Here is a 15,531-nt window from a genome sequence, read left to right as displayed (position 1 = left end):
CGAACGGTCAGCCGGCCGCGACGGGCAGGCTCATCAGGTGGTCCACCAGGTCCGGCAGCACGTCCTGGCCGAACGGCCGTTCACGGACGTCGCCGATCAGCAGCGAAACATGCGGATCTCGCCGAACTGCCCCCGAGGGGCCGCGCCGGGAGACCCGGGTGATGCTGTGCGGCTGCGGACGCACCGGGAACGCGCCGTACTGCGACCACGGCGGGGTCTGCGGCGAGCACAGGCGAACCCCAGCGGGTCTGGCGCGAGCACAGGTGAACGCACCGCGCGGAGCCGGGCGCGGCGCGCCGTACGGGTGATGCACGGTCAGGGATATATCTGTATTCAGTGCCTTTTGCCCGTGATACATCGCCCAGGCCCCGGACGCCCGACCGGGGCGGGCGCGGGACGCCCCCCGGGGCCGTATGACCGCGCTCATCGTCTGCCACTTCGTCCTGGCCGCCTGCGCGCGCCCACTGGTACGAGCGCTGGGCAGGCGCGCCTTCGTCGTGCTCGCGCTGCCCCCGGCCGCCGCCACTGTGTGGGCGGCCACGCAGTGGGACACCGCGGCGTCCGGTGGCTCGGTCACCTGGTTGTGGCAGTGGATGCCGGCGTACGACGTCACCGTCGATCTGCGGCTCGACGCACTTGCCGAGCTGATGGTGCTGCTCGCGGCCGGAATCGGCATGCTCGTCCTGCTGTACTGCGCCTCGTACTTCACCGACGAGACCCCGCAGCTGGCCGGCTTCGCCGGGAACCTGCTCGCGTTCGCGGGCGCCATGCTTGCCCTGGTCCTCGCCGACGACCTGATCTCGCTCTATGTGTTCTGGGAACTGACCACGGTCTTCTCGTACCTGCTGATCGGGTACGACAGCGAGCAGAAACACAGCCGCCGCTCGGCGCTCCAGGCGCTCATCGTGACCACGCTCGGCGGCCTCGCGATGTTCGTCGGCTTCCTGATCATCGGCCAGTCGGCAGGCACCTACCGGATCTCCGCCATCCTCGCCGACCCGCCCGGGGCGAGCCTCGCCGTCTCGGTCGCGGTGGTGCTGATCCTGTGCGGAGCCCTGTCGAAGTCGGCGATCTGGCCGTTCAGCCTCTGGCTGCCGAACGCCATGGCCGCGCCCACCCCCGTCAGCGCCTATCTGCACGCCGCCGCGATGGTGAAGGCCGGTGTCTACCTGGTCGCCCGGCTCGCCCCGGGCTTCGCCGATGTGCCGGTCTGGCGGCCCGTCGTGATCATCCTCGGCGCCGCGACCATGCTGCTCGGCGGCTGGCGGGCGCTGCGCCTGAACGACCTCAAGCTCGTCCTCGCCTACGGCACCGTCAGCCAGCTCGGTTTCCTCACCCTGCTCGCCGGGGTCGGCAACCGGGACGCGGCACTGGCCGCGGCGGTCATGATCCTGGGCCACGCGCTGTTCAAGGCCCCGCTGTTCCTCGTCACCGGCATCGTCGACCATGCGGCCGGAACCCGCGATCTGCGCAGGCTCTCCGGCGTCGGCCGGGCACTGCCGCACGTCCTTACGGTCGCGGCACTGGCCGCAGCCTCCATGGCTGCCCTGCCCCCGCTGCTCGGCTTCGCCGCGAAGGAGGCCGCGTTCGAGGCGCTGCTGTACGGAGACACCGCGGACCGCTGGGCGCTCGGCATCACGGTCGCGGGCTCGGCGCTGACCGTCGCGTACACCGTGCGGTTCGTCTGGGGCGCCTTCGCCCGTAAACCCGGGGTCGAGGACACCCCGGTGCACCGAGTCGGGTGGGCGTTCCTCGCGCCGCCCGCCCTGCTCGCGGTCTGCGGTCTTGTGCTGGGACCGGGCGTCGGATGGACCGACCGGCTGCTCAGCGCGTATGCCGACACATTTCCCCCATCCGCGCATCCTTACCATCTCTCGCTCTGGCACGGATTCGGGACCGCCCTGCTGCTCTCGGTCGTCGCCATGGCGGGCGGCGTGGTGCTGTTCATGGGCCGCACCACGGTGACCCGGCTCTCCCGGCGGATCGCCTGGCCCACCGCCGACAGCGTCTTCGGACACCTGCTGCTCGGCCTGGAACGGCTCTCCCTCCAGCTCACCGGCTTCGTCCAGCGCGGTTCGCTCTCCGTCTACCTCGCCACCACCCTGCTCGTGATGCTGGCCGGCCAGCTCACCGTCCTCGGCGTGGACCGGCCCTGGAGCGGGGCGGCCGCCCCGAGGGCCTGGGATGTCCCGCTGCAGGGCGCCGTCGCCGTACTGACCTGTGCGGCCGCGCTCCTCTGTCTCACCGTCAACCGCCGGATGAAAGCCGTGGTCCTGGCCGGGCTGACCGGATACGGCGCGGCGCTGCTCTTCGTCGTCCAGGGCGGCCCGGACCTGGCGCTCACCCAGTTCTGCGTCGAGACCGTGTCGATGATCGTGTTCGTGCTGGTGCTGCGGCGGATGCCCGTCCACTTCCAGGAGTCGGTCAGTACCTGGCGGCGTGCCGTACGCATTCCGGTGGCGCTGGCCGCGGCGGCGACGCTGGGCGTGGTGGTGTGGGTCGCGGCGGCCGCCCGCACGGCGGCCCCGGCGGGCGCGGCCATGGTGGAGGAGACCGCCCACCACGGACTCAAGGACGTCGTGGCCACCATCCTGGTCGACCTGCGCGCCTGGGACACGATGGGGGAGTCCGCCGTGCTCGCCGCGGCGGCGATCGGGGTGACGAGCCTGATCTATCTGCACCGCCGCACCGAGGGACTCTCGCTGCGGGAAGAGACGCAGGGGCGCACCGCCTGGTCGTTGACGGCCCCCGAGATGACGGGACTTCCGTACGGCGACGAAGGGGCGCCGGAGCGCAGCTGGCTCGCGGCCGGCTCGACGCTCGCACCCGAGCACCGCTCGATCGTCTTCGAGGTCGTGGCCCGGCTGCTGTTCCACCCGATCCTGGTGCTCTCGCTCTATCTGCTGTTCTGCGCGGAGAACATGCCGGGCGGCGGCTTTGTCGCCGGGCTCGTCGCCGGGCTCGCCCTGATCACCCGCTACCTGGCGGGCGGCCGTTTCGAACTCGCCGAGGCCGCGCCGCTGCAGCCCGGACTCTTCACCGGCCTCGGGCTGTTCATCTCCACCGGCGTCGCCCTGCTCGGCCTGGCCGAGGGAACGGTCCTGCACGCCTGGACCCACCACGGCCGGCTACCCCTGATCGGCGAATACCACCTGGGCACCCCGGTCCTCTTCGACTTCGGGGTCTACCTGCTGGTCCTGGGCGTGGTGCTGGACATCGTGCGCGCGCTCGGCGCCAAGATCGACCGGCAGATCGAGCGGGCGGCATTCGAAAAGGCTGCCGCGGCGAGCACCGGCGCGCCACCGGGCGCGGCACCCGGGACGGGAGGTACCCCCGGATGACGGTCAGCTTCTCGCTCCTGGCCACCGCCGCGGTGCTGTGCGCGGTGGGCGGCATCCTCATGCTCACCCGGCCGCTCACCCGCATCCTGCTCGGCGCGGTGATCGCGAGCAACGGCATCAATCTGCTCGTCCTCGCCGCGAGCGGATCGGCAGGCCGGGAGCCGCTCCTCTACGGCGTCCCGCTGGGGCAGGTCACCGACCCCCTGCCGCAGGCCATCGCGCTCACCGCGATCGTCATCACCCTCGCCACCACGGCGTTCCTCCTTGCCATGGCCTACCGCAGCCACCAGCTGACCGGCACGGACGAGGTCCACGACGACCTGGAGGACCGGCGCATCGCACTGCGCTCCGAAGTGCTCGGGGAACGGGACGAACTGCGCCAGCGGTACCGGGCCGCCACCGACATCACGGACGAGGAACGCACCAGGTACCGCGAGGAGCGCCGCCGCCTGAGGGCCAGGCTGCGCGCCGACCGCGCCCTGCAGGCCCGTGGCCGGCACGCCACCGGGGACCTCTGGCACGACGTACTGGGCGCGGACCCTGCGGACTACGCCCAGCAGCAGACCCACTCCGCGGACGCCGACCCAGGAGCCACCGGATGAACGCGCTCGTCCCCCTGCCGGTGCTGCTGCCGCTCTGCGCCACCGGCTTGAGCCTCGCCTTCGGTACCCGGCTCAAGCAGGTCCAGCGCTTCACCAGCGTCGCCGTGCTCACCGCCGTACTCGGGCTCTCCCTCACCCTGATGATCGTCGCCGACATCCGCGGCCCGCTCTTTGTCCACCTCGGCGACTTCGCACCGCCGCTCGGCATCACCCTGGTCGCCGACCGGCTGTCCGGGCTGATGCTGACCGTCTCCTCCGCCATCACGCTCTGCGTGCTGGTCTACTCCCTGGGCCAGGGCATGGCCGACCGGGACGAGGAAACACCCGTGGCGGTCTACCACCCCGCGTATCTGATCCTGGTCGCCGGGGTGTCCTGCACCTTCCTCGCCGGTGACCTCGTCAACCTCTATGTCGGCTTCGAGATCATGCTGGTCGCCAGTTTCGTCCTGCTCACCCTCGGCGGCACCGGACCCCGCGTCCGCGCAGGCTCCACCTACGTGATCATCTCGCTGTTCTCGTCGATGCTGTTCCTCACCGCGATCGCCATGACATACGCGGCGACCGGCACCGCCAACTTCGCCCAGCTGGCCGGACGGCTCGCCGACCTACCGCTCGGGGTGCAGACCCTGATCCAGGCGATGCTGCTCACCGTCTTCGCCATCAAGGCCGCGGTCTTCCCGCTCGCCGCCTGGCTCCCCGACTCGTATCCGACCGCGCCCGCCCCCGTCACCGCGGTCTTCGCCGGTCTGCTCACCAAGGTCGGTGTCTACTGCATGCTGCGTACGGAGACCCTGCTCTTCCCCAGCAACCGGCTCGGCGACCTGCTGATGGCCGCCGCACTCGCCTCGATGGTCATCGGCATCCTCGGAGCCGTCGCCCAGACCGACCTGAAACGGCTGCTCTCCTTCACCCTCATCAGCCACATCGGCTACATGGTCTTCGGCATCGGCCTCGCCACCCGGGACGCGTACGGCGGCGCGATCGTCTACGTCGCCCACCACATCACCGTCCAGACCACGCTCTTCCTGGTGGCAGGGCTGATCGAACGCCGGGGCGGCACCACTGAACTCACCCGGATCGGCGGACTGGCCAAGGCCGCCCCGCTGCTTGCCGTCCTCTTCTTCGTACCCGCCATGAATCTGGCCGGCATCCCACCGCTGTCCGGATTCATCGGCAAGCTCGGGCTGATGCGGGCCGGTGTCGCCGACGGCGGCGTCTGGGCGTGGATCCTCGTCATCGGGTCGGCCGTGACCAGCCTCCTCACGCTGTACGTGATGGCCAAGGTCTGGAACCTGGCGTTCTGGCGTGCCACGCCCCCTGGTCAGGCTGCGGACGGCACCGTCCTGGAGTCCGACTCCGAGGAGGACGACAACGACGTCGACGAGGGCCCCGACCACATCCCGGGCAGCGGCGACGAACCGGTGCGCCCCCGCCATCAGCCCGCCGGTCGCGCGGTCGCGGCCACCCTGCACGGACACGCCGTCACCACCACCAGCCAACTGCCGCGGCCGATGACCGCGGCCACCGCGGCGGCCGTCGCCCTCGGACTCGCCTTCACCGTGTTCGCCGGACCGCTGACCTCATACACCGACCGCACGGCCGCCGAACTCCTCGCGCGTGCCCCCTATGTCGAGGCGGTGCTCGGCCGGTGAGACGCCTGATCAAGCTGTCCTTCCGCAACAAGAACCTACCGCCCTTCAGCTGTGAGTTCGGCGGGCGGGGACGCGTGCTGGACCTCCCGCTGATCGCCTGGCTCACCCTCATCTGGGTGCTGCTGTGGTCCAGCCTGAACTGGGCCAACGTACTGACCGGTGTGCTCGTCGCGGTCGCCGTCTGCCTGGCCTTCCCGCTGCCGCGGGTCGACCTCGGGCTCCGCCTGCACCCATGGGGCATCCTGATGCTCGCCGGCTATCTGCTCTACGACATGTACACCTCGGGCGTACGGGTCACCCGGCAGATCTTCGTCGACCATCCGCACCGGGCCGCCGTCATCGCCGTACCGCTGCGCTGCCGCTCCGACCTGATGCTCGCGGCCACCGCCGTCGCCGTGTCGAATGTGCCCGGCGGATCGGTCGTCGAGGTGCGCCGAGCCACGGCCACCGTCTTCCTGCATGTCCTCGACGCGGACAGACCTGCCGCACTCGACGCGGCACGGCACTCCGTCTGGCGGCTTGAGGAGCTGACGGTACGGGCCTTCGGCACCCGCGACGAGATCGCCCGCGTCGCCGAACCACCTCCGCCGATCAGGCACGACAAGGGGGGCGGCGCATGAGCGGGCCGGAGACCGTCGACCGGGTGCTGCTCATTGCAGCCGTCGTCGTGATCGTCATCGCCGGAGCGGGGCTCCTCACCCGGATCTGGCGGGGCCCCTCCATGCTGGACCGGGCCATCTCACTGGATGTGTGCGCCGCCCTCATCATCGCGGGCCTCGGTGCCAAGTCCGCCTTCGCGCGCGACCCGTTCTACTTCCCGATCATGCTGGTGCTGGCCTTTCTCGGGTTCACGGGGTCGGTCGGCATCGCCCGCTTCATCGCCGCACGCGACCGGCCGGCGCTGCCGCGCGGTGCGGGCGGAACCGGAAGCGGTGACGGACGCGACGGCACAGACGGGACCGAGGGGGAAGCGCGGTGAGTGCATGGCTCCAGATCCTCGATACGGCCGGCGCGGTTCTGGTCTTCATCGGTGCGGCCATCTGTCTGCTCGGTGTGATCGGGATGCTGCGGCTCCCGGATGTGCTGTCCCGCAGCCATGCCGCCACCAAACCGCAGACGCTCGGCATGCTCCTGGTCCTCGCCGGGGTGGCCCTGCGGCTGCACAGCGGCATGGATCTCGCCACGCTCGCGCTGATCGGCTTCTTCCAGCTGATGACCAGCCCGGTCGCCGCTCACCTGGTGGCGCGATCCGCCTACCGGACCGGCCAGACCGACCACAGCGAGCTGCTCTTCGACGAACTGGACGAGCAGTTGACCGAGGAGCGCTGACACGTTCCCGCTGTCAGCACTCGCGGCCCGCCGCGTTCCGGCTACGAGCGGGCGCTGACCGTACGGGTGGCAACGGGACGGTACGGCGTCCTGAACGTGAGGCGGGGGTGACGGTCAGTCCGGCGGGGTTCGCGCGGCCCGACGGGTGTACTGGTCCGGGGAGGTGCCCACGGTGGTGGTGAAGTCACGGATGAGGTGGGACTGGTCGCTGTAACCGAGTTCAGCGGCCAGTTTTGCCCAGTCGACGGACGCCCGGCGCAGGGCCAGCTCCGCGGCTTCGTGGATCCGGCACCGGTTGATGACCCACTTGGGGCTGAGGCCCACATGGTCCGCGAACAGCCGTTGCAGCTTGCGCGTGTTCATTCCCAGCCGCTCGGCGAGATCGCCGACTCTGGTCAGCGACCTGTCGGCGACGATGAGGCCGACCACGGCGTTCAACGGCCCGGTCGCGGGCAGCGGTTGTGCGTGCAGGGAACGGAGAAAGTCCTCGACGGCAGCCGTCGCCCCGTTCACGTCGTCGGCCCCGGCCAGCACACGCGCCAGGTCGTCGGCCCCGGCGCCGAACACGGTCGACGCCTCGAACCGCTGCCCGGCGACGGCCGACACCCGTCCACGCAGAAAGGGCCGGAATCCCGCCGGCCGGAATTTGACGCCGAAGACCTGACCACGGCGCTCCAGCCGCCGCACGAACTCGTGCGGCGAAATCGCCTCGATCGTGGCGGCACCGGCCTCGAACACCAGATGCACGGCGGCGTGCGGGATCACGCGCTGCGCGTAGGACTCCCCATCCGGCATGTCCCAGCGAACGACCCAGTAGCGGTCCACTGCCCAGGCCAGGTCTGGTGAGGGCAGGTGCCTCGTCAGCTCGAAGTGCTCGAATCCGGCGCGGGGGTCGACGATGCCGCGGGTGTCCTGATCGGTCGGCCGGGTCACGGAACCATGCTAGCGAGGCCGCGGTGTCGTGTTTCTTCAAGACTGCGTTCCCGGCCCCGCCTAGGCTTCGGCCATGAGTGAAGTCGATCTCCTTGCCGGTGTGCTGTCCAAGACCGGAGACGTCATCGAGGGAGTCGGAGCCGACCAACTCGGCCTTCCGACCCCGTGCGACGACTACGACGTCGAGGGCCTTGTCAATCACATCGTCGGGTGGCTCCTCGTATTCGAGGCGGGCGCCCAGGGCCGGTCCCATGACGCCGACGCGGCGAACCACAGATGCGGTGCCGACCCCGCCCGCGAGTTCCGCACCGCCGCGGCCGGCATCGTCGAGGGCTGGGAGAAGTACGGCTTCGACCGCCAGGTCACCGTCACGGGCGGCATGATGCCGGGTGAAACGGTGTTCGGCATGACCGTCATGGAGTACCTGACCCATGGCTGGGACCTGGCGGTCGCCACCGGGCAGCCGATTCCCTACACCGATCACGAGGCGGCGGAAACCCTCGCCCGCGCGGAAGCCACCCTGCCGCCGCAGTACCGGGGCGAGAACATGCCATTCGGCCAGATCGTTCCCGTCGACGAGGACGCGTCGGCCGTGGACCGGCTCGTGGCATTCATGGGACGCCGGCCGGTGCCGTCCCCGGCACGGTAGCCGCGTCTCCCACCGGCCGGCAGACGGGGACGGCATCGCGGGGCACGCACATCTGCGGCGTCGTCGTCAATCACCATGGCTCCTTCCCCAAGCTCTCGGCTGCGCTCGAGCAGGGGAGACTCCATCTGCCCCAATCCCCCGCCCTGCAGCTGCACGCACCCAGCCCCGGCCCACCAAGGGCTGTCCCGTAATCCCTGGCGGGCGCACGACGACAGCTACGGCACCTCGCCGCGTTGTCGGAACGTCCGCATACATCCAGTATGCGGACGTCCCTCCGCCTTGCGATGCACCGCATCTGACGTCGCGCGCTGATCCACCAGGGATTACGGGACAGCCCTTAGTCTCCTGACATGCTGCGTATCGCCGACACCCGCACCGGTCACCCCGTGGAGATCCCCGCCGCCCCACGCCGCCTGCTGCGCAGCTGCGTCCATCTGCCGGCCATCGGCACCGGGGTCGGTCCGGTGTACCTGCGTGTGCCGCTGATCGGTGACGTACTGGCGCGCACCGCGGAGCTGAACGGCCTGCAGGTTGTCACGGTCCTCACCATCCCCGACCTGACGGACAATCAGGCCCGCGCGCTCGACCGCGTCATGGCCGTGCTCGGCATCCATCCGCCTGTCGTGGTCGCAGGCCACCATCCGGACGGGGCGCTCGGCGGTCCCGCCGACGTACATGTGGTCGCCCAGGGCGCCGACACGGACGACGTCATGGGCGGGGTCCGGATCGATGTGGGGCAGGTCAGCACGGCGCCGCTGGACGAGGGTGTCCCCGATCCCGGCCACCTTCTCTCCCCGGATCTTCCGGACGTACTCGTACCGGAGGTCGCCGATCCACTGGCTGTGCGCCTGCTGTTGCTCGGCCGCCCCTACGGCACACCGGTCACGGTCACCGGTGGAGCGATGGCCGACGCCCGGCGGACACTGCGGCAGTGGCGTCGGCAGGTGGCCGACTGGGCGCAGGAGCCGTCCAGGCCGATCCCCGCCGATCTGCTGCGACAGTCACATGCGGCGCTCGTCGACGATCTCGGTGTCGACGCCGTGCTGGATCTGCTGGCCGATGTGGCGGGACGGTCCGACGTACCGCCCGGTGCCAAGTTCGAGACCTTCGCTCATCTCGACCGTGTCCTCGGCCTGGACCTCGTTCGCGACGTCGGCCACCAGAGCCGTCCGCACGGGCAGGGCCGTACCTGAACGCGGGGTTCATCGGCTGAGAAAACCCCTGGACCCGGCGGGCGCTGTCGCGGGAGACTGCGATTCCAGGCCTCCCCGTACGCGCACGGATACGTCGCCACCAGCTGCGCGGGGGCTCCGCCGTCGTGCCCCGCCTGCCGGAAGGCGACCCGAGCGAGGGCACTCACTCGAACCGAAGCTCCGCGCGGACAGTACGGCAACGGCTTCTCCCCGGAGATGCGTGTGGCGGGCTGCCGCATTACCACACAGGGGTGGTATGGGATCGCCTGAATCGCGCCAAGCGCCAGGCAGGGGCCCGGTGCGCCTCGCGCTTCGTTACTACGGAAGGGAGTTGGCCCGTCTCCGGCGACTGACGGCGCCCGCGATGCTATTGCCGGCGCTGGGCAACATCGGCATCAACTACATCGCTCCGCTGCTCGTCGCGAAGCTCGTCGGCCGGATCGCCGGCGACGCCGGAATCAGCATCGGCTCGGCGCTGCCCTACATTCTCGGCTTCGCCGGCGTCCTGCTCCTCGCGGAGACGCTGTGGCGCGTCGGCCTGCACTGCCTGAACCGCCTTGACGCCCTCGGCATCGAGCACCTGTACGTGATCGGGATGGACGAGCTGTTCGCCAAGGACACCGCGTTCTTCCACGACAACTTCGCCGGGTCACTGACCAAGCGGGTCCTGAGCTTCGCGTCCCGCTTCGAGGAGTTCGTCGACACGCTGACGTTCTCGGTCGTGGGCAGCTTCGTGCCCCTGATGTTCGGCTCGGTGGTGCTCTGGCGCTACGAACCGCTGCTCGTTGTCGGGCTCTTGGCGATGATCGCACTGACGGCGCTGTGCGTGACTCCCCTCATCCGCCGCCGCCAGGCGCTCGTCGACCAGCGTGAGGAGGCGATCGCCCGGGTGTCGGGCCACGTCGCCGACAGCCTGATGAACATGGACACGGTCCGGGCGTTCGCCGCCGAGGAGCGCGAGGCCGCCGAGCACCGCTCGCGCGTCGCGGTGTCGAGGCGGCTCACGTTGCGGTCGTGGGACTACGGCAACCTGCGCATCGACACACTGGTCGCACCGATGTCCGTGCTGACCAACGCGCTGGGCCTGCTGCTCGCGGTTGCCATCGGCGGGGGCGGGCACGGCGTGGAGGGGGTCGTGGTCGCCTTCACGTACTACACCAACGCGACGCGGATCATGTTCGAGTTCAACCAGATCTACCGCCGTCTGGAGAGCTCGATGACGGAGGCCGCGCAGTTCACCGAACTGCTGCTGAGGCCGCCGACCGTGCTCGACCCGGCGTCGCCGGAGCCGCTGCTGTCCCGGGCCGCAGACGTCCGCTTCGAGCAGGTGACCTTCGCCCACGCGGGCGCGAAGCCGCTCTTCGAGGGCCTTGATCTGGCCGTGCACAGCGGGGCGAGGATCGGCCTGGTGGGCCGCTCCGGCGGCGGTAAGACCACGCTCACCCGGCTGCTGCTGCGGATGACGGACATCGACTCCGGCCGGATCCTGATCGGGGGTCAGGACATCAGCAGGCTGCGCCAGGCCGACCTGCGCAGTCTGATCGCCTACGTGCCGCAGGACCCGGCGATGTTCCACCGCACGCTGCGGGACAACATCGTGTTCGCCCGGCCGGACGCCACCGAAGCCGAGGTCCGTCGCGCGGCCGAGGCGGCACACGTGACGGAGTTCGCCGACGCGCTGCCTGACGGCTTCGACACCATGGTGGGCGAGCGCGGTCTCAAACTGTCCGGCGGACAGCGCCAGCGGGTCGCCCTCGCCAGGGCGATCCTGAGAGACGCGCCGATCCTGCTGCTCGACGAGGCGACCAGCGCCCTGGACTCCGAGAGCGAGATCCTCGTCCAGGAGGCGCTGTGGCGGCTCATGGAGGGGCGGACGACACTCGTGGTGGCGCACCGGCTGAGCACGGTCGCCGCCATGGACCGGCTCGTCGTCCTGGACCGCGGGCGGATCATCGAGCAGGGCACGCACCAGGAGCTGCTCGCATCGGACGGCGCCTACGCGAAGCTGTGGCAGCACCAGTCGGGCGGCTTCCTCGACGACACCCTCCCGCCACAGGCCGGCCCGCACTGAACGCGACCCCGGTGGGCCAGGACCTTGGACAAGCCCTCTCGTTGGGATGTCCGTCGCCTGCTTCATCTGAGCAGAATCCGCGTCGCTGAGGCCGTCGACGACCGAAGCCGGCCCCGAATCCGCGGCCCGGACAGTGCCGGTGCCGGGCCGCGCCTTGCAGCAGTCCCCGCGCGGGCGCAAAGTCCCAGAGAAGTCCCACAGATGCCGCCGCCCCCTTCCGAACCAGCGTTTTGCCTGGTCAGGGAGGGGGCGGTGGCTTTTGTCGATCAAATGTCCCGGAACTCATAGACAAAGCTTCTGACCTGTGCAAATGACCCCTCTCGAAGATCATCTTGCACGGTTGTTGCACAAGCCGAACGGAGCAGGAGTCACGCGGCCCTGGTGTAGGCGCTCCGGACCGCGATGCGGACCTTGGAACCGGCTCCCACGACCCGGTGCACGTATTTACGCAGGGTAAACGCGGGATCGGCGTGTCCGAGTCGGTCCGCGAGCGTGTACACGTCTACCCCGCCGTTGATCATCATCGACGCGTACAGGTGTCGGAGCGCGTGCATCATCACGTCGCGGGACTTCTCCCAGCGTCGTCCCTTCGCGTCGGGCTCAAGGGGCTTGATGAGGCCGGCCGACGCCAGGGCGGGCTTCCAGCGGTAGGAGTTGAACCAATTCGACTGAATGGCGGTCTTCTCCCGGGTGTAGAAGATCAGCCGCACCGTGACCGGGTCGCCGCCTTTGCTGCCCCACGGTCGGGTCACCTCGACCGGCGGGTACTTCTCCATGTGCTCGCGCAGGGGGATGGCCACGTCGTCGGTCAGCTCGACCCACCGGTCCTTCGGGTCCTCGTCGCTTCCACCCTTGGGGAGGGCGTATGCCAGGAACGAGCCGTCGTGGACTACTTGCCGTTGCACGTGCACCATCGGGCCGTCCGGGTGCGCCCAGTCGATGTCATCTGGAGACAGGCCGAATATCTCTCCTTGACGAAGACCCAGGCCGCGACCGCAGTCGACGAGTGCCTTGTAACGGTCGGGCAATTCGGCACGGATCTTCTCGGTGTCCTCCCATGTCAGGGTCAGCTCTGCCCGGCCGCCACCTCCTCGCTTCGGCTTGGCGTCCTGCACCGATTTGGCGAGGCACGGATTTTTGGGTATCAGGCTGTCGTCCACGGCCAGGTCAAAGACAGCCCGAAGATTGTCGAAGACCAGGCGCAGCGTGGAACTTTCGAGCAGCCGACGACGGTCGTGCAACCAGTCCAGCAAAGACGACGCGTTCACGTCCTTTACGCGCATCTTCCCAACTGCGGTAGGAACGACGTGCAGGAGAATCCGCTCCCTGTGGCGTCGGTAAGTCCGTGGATTCTTGTGTTCATGCCCCTTGAGCCACGTAAGGGCGAGTTCACCGACCCTGACCTCTCCGGCGCGAGGGTTGATATATGAACCGTCGTCCACTCCGGACCGCATCTTGGTCTCGTGCCTGCGGGCTTCGACCTCGGTGCGGAACAACTCCGTCTGCTGGACATCTTCCCGGTTGCGCCAACGGGCCTGCCACCGCTTCCCCGTCCCGTGATCCCGCGTCGGAACTTTGCCGTGTTCCTTGCAGGTCGACTCCCCGTCTTTCGGGCGCGACTTGTGCCAGCGGTCGTACGGCATCGACTCAACTCCTACTTTTCAACGGGCCTTTGAGTCTCTTTGTGGACTCTCTTGAATCAGGGCCATCGTCGACGGCGAGATTGTGCGCCCGTTCATCGCGCCCTGAGTGAATTGGATGTTGATCCAGGCGAGCTGAAGATGTCAAATGCATTCTTGGGGTCTTCGCGACAAAGGGTGCAGAGTGGTAGAGGAGATTTCACCTAGACGAATGCTCGCTGAGGGTTCGACGAGGGCTCGACGAACCCTCAGTGAAGATTCGCCTGTGTCCTTCGAGAGTTCGCAAGAGTCGTAGGAATTTCATCGAAAGGCCCTCTGTTTGGTCCGGCCGGAATTTAATGCAAACGTTCCGTGCGCCACCACGGCGGAATACCGCTCACGTGGTTTTTTCCTGCCCGCTTCGAACCGTTCTGGAGTGCCCATGCGTCGAACCACTGCCCGTGCGGAAGAAGCCGCCAGTGGCGCGGGGGACCGTTGCCCCTTGATGAGCGCGGAGGAACTGGCTGACTTCCTGGGCGTACCTCTGAATACGGTCTACATATGGAATCACCGACACCAGGGTCCGCGAGCCCACAAGGTCGGCCGCTATTTGCGCTACCGCTGGCCGGAGGTAGAGGCATGGCTGGAAGCTCAAGCGGTGAATCGCGCGACCTGATCGGCCAAGAGTGGCTGGTGCCCTTGTCCTTGGTCGGGCGACAGAACCCGGCGTACAGCCCGACTCGTCTGCCGCTACCTGCGGCTTTGCCTTGGAAAGGGCCTCTGACCTGCGTCGGAGGCCCTTTCCGATCTTTCGTGGGCTTGCCGCGTTAGGCGGTGAAAAGTCCCTCGTAAGTCCCTCAGACAGTGTTGAAAGTCCCTGAAAAGTCCCTCGGATGCAGGATTGAAGCTGTGGTCGTCGCCGGATAGCTCGATGACGACGAGGCGATCCTTGAAGTGGTCCGCACGGCGGACGCGGGACGAAACGGGGGCAGGCAGCTGCACGTCGATGATGAGCGGCAGCGTGATCTCGCCTGAATGGGCTCATAGCTGTGACATGGTGAGCCGCCGACGGAACCAGTCCACAGCGGCGGGGACCCCTTCCTGAAGGGCTACGGGAGCGACCGTCGGGAACAGAGCTCGCAGGCGCGTGCTCTCAGCCTGTGAGTGGGGGACGTCGCCGATGCGGCCCGGCACGTGTTCCCGTTGCACGCGGAGGCCCGTCGCTGTCTCGATCTCCTGGACCAGGTCCAGCAGCGAGGTACGGGTACCGAATGCCAGGTTCACAGGGCAGGGGTCCGCGACCCGGCGGACGAGAGCGTCGGTGAGGACGTGGCAGACGGTGCCCACGTAGGTGAAGTCCCGAGTCTGGGTGCCGTCGCCGTGGATGGTCACCGGCTGGCCGGCGAGGGCGGCGCTGATCCACTTCGGGATGACGGCGGCATAGGCGTGGTCGGCGCGCTGGCCCGGGCCGTACACATTGAAGAAACGGAAGGGGAGGACTGGTAGGTCGAAGCTGTGGTGGTAGGCGCTCAGGTACGCCTCCGTCGTGAGCTTGGTGACCGCGTACGGGCTCATCGGGGCGGAGACGAGCTCCTCGTGCTTCGGCAGGTGGGGGTTGGCGCCGTAGACGGAGGACGAGGAGGCGGCGATCACGTGCGGCCCCTCGGCGCGGCGAGCGGCTTCGAGTACCTGGAGGGTGCCGGTCGCGTTGGCGTGGTGGCTCGCCAGGGGGTCCCGTAGGGAGCGCGGTACGGAGGGGAGTGCGGCCAGGTGGACGACGGCGTCGGCGCCGCGGAACGCCTGGTCGAGTAGAGCGGCGTCCTGGACGTCTCCCTCGAAGAAGTCCACGTCGAGGCCGGCGAGGTTCGCCTTGTCCCCGGTGGAGAGATTGTCGACGACCCGGAGTCGGGTGACCTGAGGCTGCTCGGTCAGGGCGCGGACGAGGCTGCTGCCGATGAATCCGGCGCCTCCGGTGATCACGATCTTCACGTTGCTTTCCCTTCAGAGAGAGTCGACGTGGGCGCCGGTGAGCCGGCGGCGGCAGTCGAGGATGTAAGGGGCATGTGCGCTGATCAGGGGGTAGTCGAAGGCGTCGTGGTCCGCGAGGAGGACGACGGCGTCGGCCGCCGCAAGGCGGCCGGG

Annotated in this window: 14 protein-coding genes and 2 pseudogenes; 11 read left to right on the top strand and 5 right to left on the bottom strand. The window is 68.9% G+C overall.

Translation table 11 applies throughout. From position 1 onward, the window contains the following. Positions 1-7 precede the first annotated feature (7 nt). Entirely contained in the window at positions 8-184 is a 177-nt protein-coding gene (locus tag ABTZ94_RS11195) for a hypothetical protein (RefSeq protein ID WP_351199782.1), read from the bottom strand. Between ABTZ94_RS11195 and ABTZ94_RS37800 the strand changes: the two are divergent. The 7 genes and pseudogenes from ABTZ94_RS37800 to mnhG all read left to right on the top strand — a co-directional run. After that, positions 132-308, top strand: a pseudogene (locus ABTZ94_RS37800) (CDGSH iron-sulfur domain-containing protein); the annotation flags it as partial. The gene ABTZ94_RS11195 and the pseudogene ABTZ94_RS37800 overlap by 53 nt on opposite strands. Positions 309-413: 105 nt before the next feature. Beyond that, on the top strand, positions 414-3,341 hold the full coding sequence (locus tag ABTZ94_RS11190) for a Na+/H+ antiporter subunit A (protein ID WP_351199780.1): 2,928 nt from the start codon (positions 414-416) through the stop codon (positions 3,339-3,341). Then, positions 3,338-3,943, top strand: a complete 606-nt coding sequence (locus ABTZ94_RS11185; protein ID WP_351199778.1) for a Na(+)/H(+) antiporter subunit C — start codon at positions 3,338-3,340, stop codon at positions 3,941-3,943. Before ABTZ94_RS11190 ends, ABTZ94_RS11185 begins: the two co-directional genes overlap by 4 nt. Beyond that, complete coding sequence (locus tag ABTZ94_RS11180; RefSeq protein WP_351199776.1) at positions 3,940-5,595, top strand: Na+/H+ antiporter subunit D; 1,656 nt, start codon at positions 3,940-3,942, stop codon at positions 5,593-5,595. Before ABTZ94_RS11185 ends, ABTZ94_RS11180 begins: the two co-directional genes overlap by 4 nt. After that, on the top strand, positions 5,592-6,215 hold the full coding sequence (locus ABTZ94_RS11175) for a Na+/H+ antiporter subunit E (RefSeq protein WP_351199775.1): 624 nt from the start codon (positions 5,592-5,594) through the stop codon (positions 6,213-6,215). Before ABTZ94_RS11180 ends, ABTZ94_RS11175 begins: the two co-directional genes overlap by 4 nt. Then, positions 6,212-6,574: an MrpF/PhaF family protein gene (locus ABTZ94_RS11170; RefSeq protein ID WP_351199773.1), complete on the top strand. Its 363-nt coding sequence runs from the start codon at positions 6,212-6,214 to the stop codon at positions 6,572-6,574. Before ABTZ94_RS11175 ends, ABTZ94_RS11170 begins: the two co-directional genes overlap by 4 nt. Then, a complete protein-coding gene (mnhG, locus tag ABTZ94_RS11165) occupies positions 6,571-6,924 on the top strand; it encodes a monovalent cation/H(+) antiporter subunit G (protein WP_351199771.1) in 354 nt (117 codons plus the stop codon). Before ABTZ94_RS11170 ends, mnhG begins: the two co-directional genes overlap by 4 nt. Positions 6,925-7,038: 114 nt before the next feature. On the opposite strand, the gene ABTZ94_RS11160 is transcribed toward mnhG, so the two are convergent. Further along, positions 7,039-7,857, bottom strand: a complete 819-nt coding sequence (locus ABTZ94_RS11160; RefSeq protein ID WP_351199769.1) for a helix-turn-helix domain-containing protein — start codon at positions 7,855-7,857, stop codon at positions 7,039-7,041. A 73-nt stretch (positions 7,858-7,930) separates the two neighbouring features. On the opposite strand from ABTZ94_RS11160, the gene ABTZ94_RS11155 reads away from it, so the two are divergent. From ABTZ94_RS11155 to ABTZ94_RS11145, 3 genes are all read left to right on the top strand, one after another. Next, a complete protein-coding gene (locus tag ABTZ94_RS11155) occupies positions 7,931-8,506 on the top strand; it encodes a TIGR03086 family metal-binding protein (RefSeq protein WP_351199767.1) in 576 nt (191 codons plus the stop codon). 350 nt (positions 8,507-8,856) lie between these two features. Continuing rightward, on the top strand, positions 8,857-9,699 hold the full coding sequence (locus ABTZ94_RS11150; RefSeq protein ID WP_351199765.1) for a hypothetical protein: 843 nt from the start codon (positions 8,857-8,859) through the stop codon (positions 9,697-9,699). A 256-nt stretch (positions 9,700-9,955) separates the two neighbouring features. Beyond that, entirely contained in the window at positions 9,956-11,770 is a 1,815-nt protein-coding gene (locus ABTZ94_RS11145) for an ABC transporter ATP-binding protein (protein WP_351199763.1), read from the top strand. A 368-nt stretch (positions 11,771-12,138) separates the two neighbouring features. On the opposite strand, the gene ABTZ94_RS11140 is transcribed toward ABTZ94_RS11145, so the two are convergent. Then, on the bottom strand, positions 12,139-13,053 hold the full coding sequence (locus ABTZ94_RS11140) for a tyrosine-type recombinase/integrase (protein WP_351199761.1): 915 nt from the start codon (positions 13,051-13,053) through the stop codon (positions 12,139-12,141). Between the two features lie 778 nt (positions 13,054-13,831). Between ABTZ94_RS11140 and ABTZ94_RS11135 the strand changes: the two genes are divergently transcribed. Then, positions 13,832-14,065: a helix-turn-helix transcriptional regulator gene (locus ABTZ94_RS11135; RefSeq protein ID WP_351199759.1), complete on the top strand. Its 234-nt coding sequence runs from the start codon at positions 13,832-13,834 to the stop codon at positions 14,063-14,065. Between the two features lie 365 nt (positions 14,066-14,430). Here ABTZ94_RS11135 and ABTZ94_RS11130 read toward each other — a convergent pair whose 3' ends face one another. Together ABTZ94_RS11130 and ABTZ94_RS11125 are read right to left on the bottom strand one after the other, a co-directional pair. After that, positions 14,431-15,378 (bottom strand): NAD-dependent epimerase/dehydratase family protein, encoded by a 948-nt coding sequence (locus tag ABTZ94_RS11130; protein ID WP_351199757.1) that lies wholly within the window; start codon positions 15,376-15,378, stop codon positions 14,431-14,433. A 12-nt stretch (positions 15,379-15,390) separates the two neighbouring features. Further along, positions 15,391-15,531 (bottom strand): annotated as a pseudogene (locus ABTZ94_RS11125) (nucleotide sugar dehydrogenase); the annotation flags it as partial.

Origin of the sequence: Streptomyces sp. NPDC002785, from assembly GCF_040295565.1 — a bacterium.
Lineage (GTDB): Bacteria > Actinomycetota > Actinomycetes > Streptomycetales > Streptomycetaceae > Streptomyces.
The sequence above is the reverse complement of the archived record's forward strand: the minus strand, read 5'-3'. Positions and strand labels throughout refer to the sequence as shown.